12 protein-coding genes and 1 pseudogene are annotated in these 8613 nt (G+C 42.0%); 10 read left to right on the forward strand and 3 right to left on the reverse strand.

Annotation, left to right across the window (positions count from 1 at the left end; translation table 11 throughout):
* Positions 1-138: 138 nt before the first annotated feature.
* Together D889_RS15505 and D889_RS0114300 are read left to right on the forward strand one after the other, a co-directional pair.
* Complete coding sequence (locus D889_RS15505) at positions 139-600, forward strand: sigma-70 family RNA polymerase sigma factor (RefSeq protein WP_282705203.1); 462 nt, start codon at positions 139-141, stop codon at positions 598-600.
* A gap of 307 nt (positions 601-907) precedes the next feature.
* Complete coding sequence (locus D889_RS0114300) at positions 908-2131, forward strand: hypothetical protein (RefSeq protein WP_010632874.1); 1224 nt, start codon at positions 908-910, stop codon at positions 2129-2131.
* Positions 2132-2328: 197 nt separating this feature from the next.
* On the opposite strand, the gene D889_RS15760 is transcribed toward D889_RS0114300, so the two are convergent.
* A complete protein-coding gene (locus tag D889_RS15760) occupies positions 2329-2466 on the reverse strand; it encodes a hypothetical protein (RefSeq protein ID WP_010632875.1) in 138 nt (45 codons plus the stop codon).
* A gap of 69 nt (positions 2467-2535) precedes the next feature.
* Here D889_RS15760 and tnpA point away from each other — a divergent pair, with 69 nt between their 5' ends.
* The 8 genes and pseudogenes from tnpA (at position 2536) to D889_RS0114355 (ending at position 7828) form a co-directional block, all read left to right on the forward strand.
* Positions 2536-2730: an IS66 family insertion sequence element accessory protein TnpA gene (gene tnpA / locus D889_RS16030; RefSeq protein ID WP_428834906.1), complete on the forward strand. Its 195-nt coding sequence runs from the start codon at positions 2536-2538 to the stop codon at positions 2728-2730.
* A gap of 86 nt (positions 2731-2816) precedes the next feature.
* A complete protein-coding gene (locus D889_RS15855; RefSeq protein ID WP_193379238.1) occupies positions 2817-3572 on the forward strand; it encodes a DUF6431 domain-containing protein in 756 nt (251 codons plus the stop codon).
* Entirely contained in the window at positions 3547-4125 is a 579-nt protein-coding gene (locus tag D889_RS15100; RefSeq protein WP_081498671.1) for a tyrosine-type recombinase/integrase, read from the forward strand. The genes D889_RS15855 and D889_RS15100 overlap by 26 nt, the downstream gene beginning before the upstream one ends.
* 378 nt (positions 4126-4503) lie before the next feature.
* Positions 4504-4647 carry a Mu transposase C-terminal domain-containing protein gene (locus tag D889_RS15860; RefSeq protein ID WP_238537739.1) on the forward strand — a complete coding sequence of 48 codons (144 nt, stop codon included), beginning with the start codon at positions 4504-4506 and terminating at the stop codon, positions 4645-4647.
* 181 nt (positions 4648-4828) lie between these two features.
* Positions 4829-5329 carry an ExeA family protein gene (locus tag D889_RS0114340; RefSeq protein WP_010632879.1) on the forward strand — a complete coding sequence of 167 codons (501 nt, stop codon included), beginning with the start codon at positions 4829-4831 and terminating at the stop codon, positions 5327-5329.
* Between the two features lie 310 nt (positions 5330-5639).
* Positions 5640-5765, forward strand: a complete 126-nt coding sequence (locus tag D889_RS15865; protein WP_238537745.1) for a DUF5348 domain-containing protein — start codon at positions 5640-5642, stop codon at positions 5763-5765.
* Between the two features lie 200 nt (positions 5766-5965).
* A pseudogene (locus tag D889_RS0114350) lies at positions 5966-7060 on the forward strand (IS1634 family transposase); the annotation flags it as partial.
* A 252-nt stretch (positions 7061-7312) separates the two neighbouring features.
* Positions 7313-7828: an acyltransferase gene (locus D889_RS0114355; protein WP_010632881.1), complete on the forward strand. Its 516-nt coding sequence runs from the start codon at positions 7313-7315 to the stop codon at positions 7826-7828.
* Between the two features lie 63 nt (positions 7829-7891).
* On the opposite strand, the gene D889_RS16035 is transcribed toward D889_RS0114355, so the two are convergent.
* Positions 7892-8161 carry an Abi-alpha family protein gene (locus D889_RS16035; protein WP_369369351.1) on the reverse strand — a complete coding sequence of 90 codons (270 nt, stop codon included), beginning with the start codon at positions 8159-8161 and terminating at the stop codon, positions 7892-7894.
* Between the two features lie 180 nt (positions 8162-8341).
* Complete coding sequence (locus D889_RS15770) at positions 8342-8488, reverse strand: DUF5348 domain-containing protein (RefSeq protein ID WP_158511573.1); 147 nt, start codon at positions 8486-8488, stop codon at positions 8342-8344.
* Positions 8489-8613 lie beyond the last annotated feature (125 nt).

The following is an 8613-nucleotide window of genomic DNA, read 5'->3' on the forward strand; positions in this document are numbered from 1 at the left end:
GCATCCGTCGGAACGGACCGTGAAAAAGGGGTTTGACTCATATGATAGAACACTTCATACAAGGCGTTCACCTTCCTCGATCACTTTACGGAAGGTTATGCGATTAGCAGGCATAGACAAGGAATTGACCTGCACTATCTGTACAGCACCGCCGATCGCGATGACCTGTTGCAAATTGCCCGCTATGCTTTCTGGGAAGCCAGTGAGAAGTTCGATATTGATAGAGTCGACCAGGAGAAGCATCCGGAAAATGTGTTCATCGCCTATGCGGTACAAACCATGAATGGCAGACTCTCCGATTACCTCCGAAAGCACTACAAAAATGTGCGTGCTGAATCAATCAACAGTACGGACAGCTTCTATGACATCCCCGATGAGACCTCCCCGGAGCCGATGAAAGCCCAGATGCTTCGGCTCCTTGAAGATCACCTTCCCAGGCTCATCCCTCGTGAGACTCAATACCTCAATTTTACCCTATTCGACGATTGGGACACCCGGCAAATTGCCGAATCCACCCAAGTCTCTGAGCACACCGTCCGCTACTGGAAGAAAAGTCTGCGGATCAAATTAAAGCCCTTAAAAGATGAATTAATGAAGTAAAACCGAAAGCTAGATCATTAACAATTTAGAATCGACCAGCAGAAGGAAGAATCCGAGCTGGTCGATTTTCGTCATAAAAAGGCTGGTGACAATAACGTGCTGGCTTTCCATTTAAATAGGCATGCCATAAATGGTGAATTTCATTGATCGTGATCAGACTTATATGTGTTAAACTATAATCACTCTATGAAATTAATTTTACTAGAGTTGTCAGTTTAAGCAAAATCTCATTGTCCCCTGTCAATTTGGTTTAAGGCTCATCTCATTATTAAAACATATACCTAGTTATTAAGTGAGGCTGCATAGCTTGAAGCAAAGAATGATGAATCAGCGAATAAGAATCACTCAAAGAAAGCGGATCAGCCTTCAAATAGGCAAGGTTGGCTTTGCCCTTTCTCTGCTTTATTTTATTTTACAAGTCTCCGCAATGCCCTTTGAGAGTCAATTACAGGACGGCTACCTCCTGTTTTTTGTAACGGCTGCTGCAGCAATTAAATTCCTAATTCTCGGAAAACATGATAATAAGTACCTTTTGTTTTTCAGCCTATTTCTCATACTGTCCATGATTATATCCATTCAAGCCTATGATTGTATGCCGGTAATTATGGTCATGCTTGCCTATATCACCCATGATTTAGATCTGAATACTATTGCCAAAACGGCCCTTATTACATTGTCACTTTCTTTGGTGATTCTTTACTCGCTGTCACTTTCGGGATTGATCATCGATTACCATGCCATGCGAGAAGGAATTATGCGTCATTCATTTGGATTGACTCAACCAACGCTTTTCTCGGATCTGGTCTTCTTTGCAATAGCCGCGTATGTTTATATAAAAAAGAGACTAGGTATATTCAGTGTTTGCCAGATTTTCGTCTTGGCCGCAATCACTTACTATTATGCGAATGCACGGAACGATACCATTGGTATTCTTCTTTTAGTTGCCGCGCCGTTCCTCTTGAAAATCCACTTTCCAAAAGTGATGAAACACATTGGTAAAATCTTCGCTCTATGCTCCTGTCCGTTGTTTGCGATTATTGCGGTCGCTGTCACAAAAATGTACGCGTTTAACAAAGGAATAATCGGAAAAATCAATTTGAATGACATGCTGACTGGTCGATTATATTTAGGTGATTTGGCTTTCAAACGCTACTCAATTAAGTTGTTTGGCCAACATGTGATCGAGAACGCCGGGGGGCGTGTGAATTTCTATCATTTTATCCCATCTTATTTTTATATTGATTCATCTTATTTGCATATGTTGTTCAAATTCGGACTCATCTTTACCCTTTTATTCTTCGTTGTAGTCATTTTGAAAATGTATTGGTTAATCATTCAGAAATACTATCTCCTCATTTCAATTGTGGTTATTGTCGGTATTGAAACGATCTGGGAAGCTAATTTATTCTCGCCGTTGAACTTTACTTTATTAATGCTGACGGCTGACACTCAGGGTCAACAGTTGTTCAAGAAGCATAAAAGCCAATTGATCCATAGCATGTCTGAGCCTCGGTCAGGTTCGCCTGTTTAATAAGGCTGTGGGTTCCTTCGCTGTTGCATTTTTAAAGTTAGCGGCATAGTGTTCCTTTACTTTTCACCAGAGAATGAGCTAAGCGAGTTTGACCCAGCGGTTCTCTTTGTTCAATGTCTCTTTAAACCTGAATTCCTGTGAAATTATACCAAGGTCGGTGGACCCACACCTTGGGATTGATAAAGGTCCATCTGTTTTTAGGTCAGTTCTCCAATATACTTGTGGCCCCCGGGTTGCCGGTACTGCTCGACCACATCCAGCTCATCCAAAAGTTCCTGAATGGTGTACTGTTTGAAGAGTTGATAATCGCTCATCGCTTTTTTAGTGAGCGTCAAATAATGGACACCTTCTCATACTTCTAGCGTCATGCGATAATGCCTCTTAATTGATCAGGAGGATGATCCATGACACGAGCGGAGCTACATGCATCCTGGAAGAAGAGAATGAGCGATTTTGAGGCGAACGGATTATCAGGGAGTCAATGGTGCGCCGATCAGGAAATCCCATTAAGTCAATTCCGATATTGGCGGCGTAAGTTACGTTCGACAAGAGATGCCACATCCTCAAGCAGAGGCTGTCCTAAAAGCCTCTTTTTTTAGGAAGGGAAAAGGACATCTCCGTGTAATCCTACTTACACGGAGATGTTCCCCAACACATAAGATTATTATATCAAAGTATGATCTCGTTGATAAGCATTCAACTGGCGTTTTCAGTTAAGAGTACGGAAAAGGTTGCTTGCCCTGGTGGCGGAAGAGAACTTAAAGTTATTGGAAGTCGGTTGAGAAAATACATAAGAGACAATGGGGAAAAGACGGCACTACGGATTCGCTGTCTTCAGTGTGTGGGCTGTCATCAGATTCACCATGAACTTCCTGATTTCTTTCTGCCTTATAAACCTTATGAAGCCTGTTGCTTTGAGAAAATCATTCAGTCTCCCCACAAAAATGATATTCGGGCAGATAACTCGACTCTGTTTCGTTGGAACCGTTGGTTCTTCATTTTGATCGATTACTGGTTGGGTTGCCTTCACTCAATTGCCCTTCGTTTTCAACTGAATTTAACCTCGGTGAATCCAGCGTCCATGGATTCACTGACCGTACTCGAAAAAATCGGACGCCTGGTTGATGATGCCGACGGATGGCTATCCCGAATGACCAAACCGGTTGTTAATGTGAATCTTTGGTTACAGACCTGTTCTGCATTTCTGTCCGAATTATCGGCGTTTAGACTTCATGATGAAGACTCAATAAGGAGAGGATGCATCATGAAAGATCCGAAGAAACGGGATGAGGTCGCTGCCAGCCGGTTTCAGCTTATCGCTCCGTTACTTTCAGGAGATCTTGATGTCGCTCAAGTGGCGGAAATGAAGAAAAAAATCTGTAAAACGAGCGGTCAGGAAAAATGGGCGTCGGGACTTGGCTTTATTGACACTGCTCTATGATACAGGTGCCCGTGTGCAGGAGATTATTGACTTAACGCCTTCTTCTGTTAGGCTTGATGAGCCCTGCATCGTTAAATTAATCGGCAAGGGAAATAAAGCACGGATTGTCCCTCTCATGAGTCCTGCTGTAAAGCTATTAAGGCGGTATATGGAAGAACAGGATCTTCTAAAAAATCACGCAAATTTATTCCCGCTATTTTTTAATAAGCGAAAGGAGAAGTTGACGAGGGCTGGAGTCAATTATATTTTGACAAAATATAAAAATATGGCCCGAAAGAAAGATCAAGCGCTAATCCCCGAAGTGTTATCCTGTCACTGCCTTCGGCACTCCAAAGCCATGCATCTGCTTCAAGCGGGGGTTAATCTAGTTTATATTCGTGATATTCTCGGTCATAGCTCTGTTCAAGTCACAGAGGTTTACGCTAAAGTGGACTCTAAACAAAAAAGAGAAGCCATTGAGAACGCCTATACAGATGTGTCCCCATCCGAAGAACCTGAATGGCAGAAAAATAAAGATCTATTGACCTGGTTGACCCATTTCAATAAGCAGTAACTCAATGTGGTAATGTAAAGTGATAGAGACAGAATCGTGTAATTATTAGCGGATGAAGTTTTCAACTTTACATTACCATTTACTATGCATAACCTTTGTTATGTGAAGCTTTGCATAACAAAGGGAAAATAGAACGGCTGAACCGTGTAATCGATGATTTTCTTGCGGAGATTGCCTTAGAAAATCCGAAATCAATGGATCAGTTAAATGAACTCTTTCAAGTATGGTTGAGTGAGTGCTATCTAAATAAGCCGCACTCGGCACTTGGCGATCATGCCACACCACTGATGGCTTATCGGAGCGATAAAAAGCCGCTTCAATTCTTATTAGAACCAGAAACTATCCGTTTGGCCTTTCTTCACGCGGAAAAATGGAAAAGTGGATAAATCCGGATGCATCAGTTTTCAAAACAAACTGTATGAGGTCGGGACGAATTTTATTCGAGCTACCGTCGATATTATCTATGATCCTTCGGATCTGTCACAGCTTTTGATTGAAAAAGAGGGCTATCCATCCTGGTAGGCTAAGCCCCTAGAAATTGGAGAACGGGTTGGAAAGCATCCAGAGTTGCCAGAAACCCTCCAACCTCAGTCTGTCGATTCCTCCCGTCTCTTACATGCGGGCTCCAAGAAGCACGAAGAACGGCATGAAATCGAGAAACCAGCGGTTTCCTATCGCCGCGTGATGAATGTAGGTGAACATCATGTTTGAGCCCTTCTATCATCTGAATCAGACTCCGCTTTCTCGAGTCATTCTGACGGACAAACTCTATGACTCCCTCTCCATGGATGAGATTATAGGCCGCTTGAATTACGCCGCTGAGCGTCAGTTATTCGCTGTTTTGACTGGTGATTGTGGTACAGGAAAAACCACCACCATTCGGCGTTTTACTCAGGGATTAGATGCCGCTCATTATAATGTCTTGTATCTGTCAGGCTCCAAACTGACACCGCGTCACTTTTATAAAGGATTACTGGAACAACTAGGATGCGAAGCAAAATTCTACAGAGGAGACGCAAAAGGGCAGTTACACCATGAAATTGAACTGATGCGTGGAATTCACGGCATCCAACCTGTCTGTGTTGTCGATGAAGCTCATCTGCTTAGCCGTGAAATGTTGGAGGAAGTTCGATTCCTTTTGAACTTTAAAATGGATTCCCAAAGTCCAATGGCCCTCATTATGGTCGGTCAAAGCAAACTCTAGGACCGGCTGAAACTCCAAAATTTCACCGCTATCCGTCAGCGTATCGATCTTCAGTGCAGGATTGGTCATTACGATCGCTCAGAAACCAATGCCTATATTGAGTGTCAACTCAAGTTTGGCTGCGACCGCCCTGTATTTACAAAGGATGCCATTGAAGAAATTTATCGATTTTCCAGTGGAACAGCTCGGTTGATCAATAAGACATGCACGCATTGTCTCATATATGGCGCTCAAAATGGTCTCCCATCATTGACGATCGGATGGTTAAGCTAGTGATAGAGGGGGAGCTCCCATGAAGCCACCCTACGAAATGTTCTACGATCGTGAACAGGATTGTTGGGCCGTCATATTTGATGGTCAGCCCTATGGGCTTCAATGCGGGGAAGGATTTGACTTGATCCTGGGATACTATACTATTACCTTAACTGCACTCTGAGTTAGGCAATTGTTGGTATATCATCACCGAAGATGTTCTCTTCAACCTCAATGAAAAAGAAAGATATCAGGTGATTCTATAAATATCTGGTTAATTGGCTGTTTGTATTAAGATGGCCTTGTGATCCTTGGACAGCGCCCCCGTCAAACTCCGGTCAATAGCCACCGTCATCTTCTGAACATAAATGAATAGCAGTAACACGTGAGGAGTATCTGGCTAATGATACGACCTCCGTTTCGTCCTATTCCAAGGCGCTGAAACAGGTTAAATACGGCAAAAACAAGGATCATGATCCGCTGTCGCAGATTAACCTGGCGCTTCTTTATGGGGAGACCTCCGGTCTGCCGGTTGCCTATCGTAAGCTGCTGGGCAACATTGCCGATGTCAAAACGGTACGCACCCTGCTAGCGGATGTCGACTTTCTGAAGCAAAAGAAAGTGAAGGTCGTGATGGGCCGCGGCTTCTACAGTCAGAAAAATATCAACGCCTTCTATCAGGACCACGTAAAATATCTGATTGGTGTCCAGACCTCCCTGAAATTCGTTCGCAAGATGTTGGACGAGGTTCGTCAGAAAATGGTCACACACGCCCACTATGATTCCGGCTGCAATCTCTATTATGAATCCTTTCTGATGGACTGGGACTATTCAGAAGTTAAAAAGCGAACCGGGGAGATCATAACCGATAAGAAAAGGCTGTATCTTCATCTCTACTATAATGATCAAAAGGCAACGGACGATAAGATGGCCTTCAATAAACTGCTGGATCATCTGGAGGAAGAACTGCAGTCGGGCAGGAGAAATCCGGAACATGAAAAGCTTTATGCGCGTTACTACGAGTGGAAGAAAACGCCCGTCAGGGGGGTTTCTCTGACGCCAAAAGTTGAGGCCATCGCCAAAGCGGAGAGAGATTTTGGCTACTTCGCTTTTATTTCCAATGGGATCAAAGATCCCCTGGAGGCGCTGGAAATTTATCTTACAAAGGATCTAATCGAGAAAGCCTTCGGGAATTTTAAAAAACGGCTGAATCTTCGCCGAACCTCGGTTTCCTCCGAAGAGAACCAGGAAGGCAAACTTTTTGTCCAATTCATCTCTCTGTTCTATCTTTCATACATAAAAAAAGCGATGAGCGATCATCAACTCCTCAAACAGTACACCATTCAGGAACTTTTGGAGGAGCTGGATGTGGTCGAGCAGTACCGGCAACCCGGAGGCGACAAGCATATTGGCGAGCTGACCAAAAAGCAGATGGATCTTTATCAAGCCCTTGGGGTCGATCCACCTTCCTTGGTATAAATTCACGGGAATTCAGAGTTCAAGTAAAAACAATATTAAAAGACACAAATGGAACAACATATGATGGCGATAACTTAACTATTATAGATGATAACTATCATCTTCTAATGTCTCACTCACCTGAGTTTGCACCTGGAAAGCCGGAAGGAGAGTTTCGAGAACTTGATTTTTGGTATATAATTAATAGAATATGGGAAGATCAAAATGATCAATAATATAGTTAACTTAATATGTAATTTATAGGGTGAGTATATGGTTCGAATAAAAAAGAAATTACAAATCATTATCATGAACACATTAGTTAATTCTATTTTAATTACTAGTAAATTTAGAATAATCCTTTATAAATTTATCGGCTTAAATATAAGTAAAAAGGGTACATTCATCCATTCTATGTGCTTATTTAATGGCTTTAATGTAGAAATAGGACAACATACTTTTATTAACTATAAATGTATTTTTGATAATGAATGTGGCAGTAAAATAAGTATAGGTAATAATTGTATGATTGGCATGGAGGTGTTATTTTGCACATCTTCGCATAAAATTGGTAATTATCAAAGACGTGGTGGCAGATTAATTAGTGCGCCAATTACTGTTGAAGACGGTTGTTGGATCGGGTCTAGGACAACTATTTTACCTGGTATAACTATTGGAAATGGCTGCGTGATAGGCGCTGGATCATTGGTTAATAAAAACTGCAAACCTAACGGCATATATGTTGGTGTTCCGGCACGAAGAATTAAAGAACTGCCTATCGATAAATAGATAGTCGGACGCAACTGCGAAACAAAGAAGCCCTTCAATTTAAAAGGCTTAAGGAAAAAGATATCAACGTATACATATCTCGTAAAAATTTTTACCAAAATCGGTTCTAAGTAGAACGCCTCGATTAATTTCTGAGCATTTATTTAATTTCAGTGCTTGTTCTTTCCAATAAAGGATTTCTTGATGGTCTTTCATAGGTTCATAAGCATTAGAATTTGTGTTGTACATTGAATATGATATATTCGCTAATCCCAAACGTTGAATATTATTCATATAACTGGGGTCTAATAAAGGTTTTTCACAGTTTGCATCAAAAAGGAAGACAGGGAAGATTAGTCAACAGTTCTGCAAATTGTTCTATATGTTTACTTGTTGCTGCTATTCATTCATTAATGGCCAGAATATGATGACGCTTGTTGTCCATCATTTGACGGAGACAGTGTCCGTTTTTAATAAAAAAGATTGTCTAGACGCGATGCAGTTAATCAATAAGTGATCATGATTTCAGCTAGCTTAGAGAATAACCTGATATCGCTCCTTTTTCTTTAGTTTGAAACGTACGCCCTCCATGATGATATACCAATGGCGGCCACTGAACTCCGGGGTGCAGTTCAAACAATAGTAACCCACAAATAGATCGAATCCATCCCCACGATGCAGCCCATAGTGTTAATGACACCGTAAGGTGTCCACTAGATGACGGGGTCATTTGTCCATGAATTGACGGGTAACTTGTCCATGTGCCGGTAAAAAATCAGCGATGGTTCAAACGCCATCGCTTTAAT

The sequence above is a fragment of the Sporolactobacillus vineae DSM 21990 = SL153 genome (assembly GCF_000377985.1).
GTDB lineage: Bacteria > Bacillota > Bacilli > Bacillales > Sporolactobacillaceae > Sporolactobacillus > Sporolactobacillus vineae.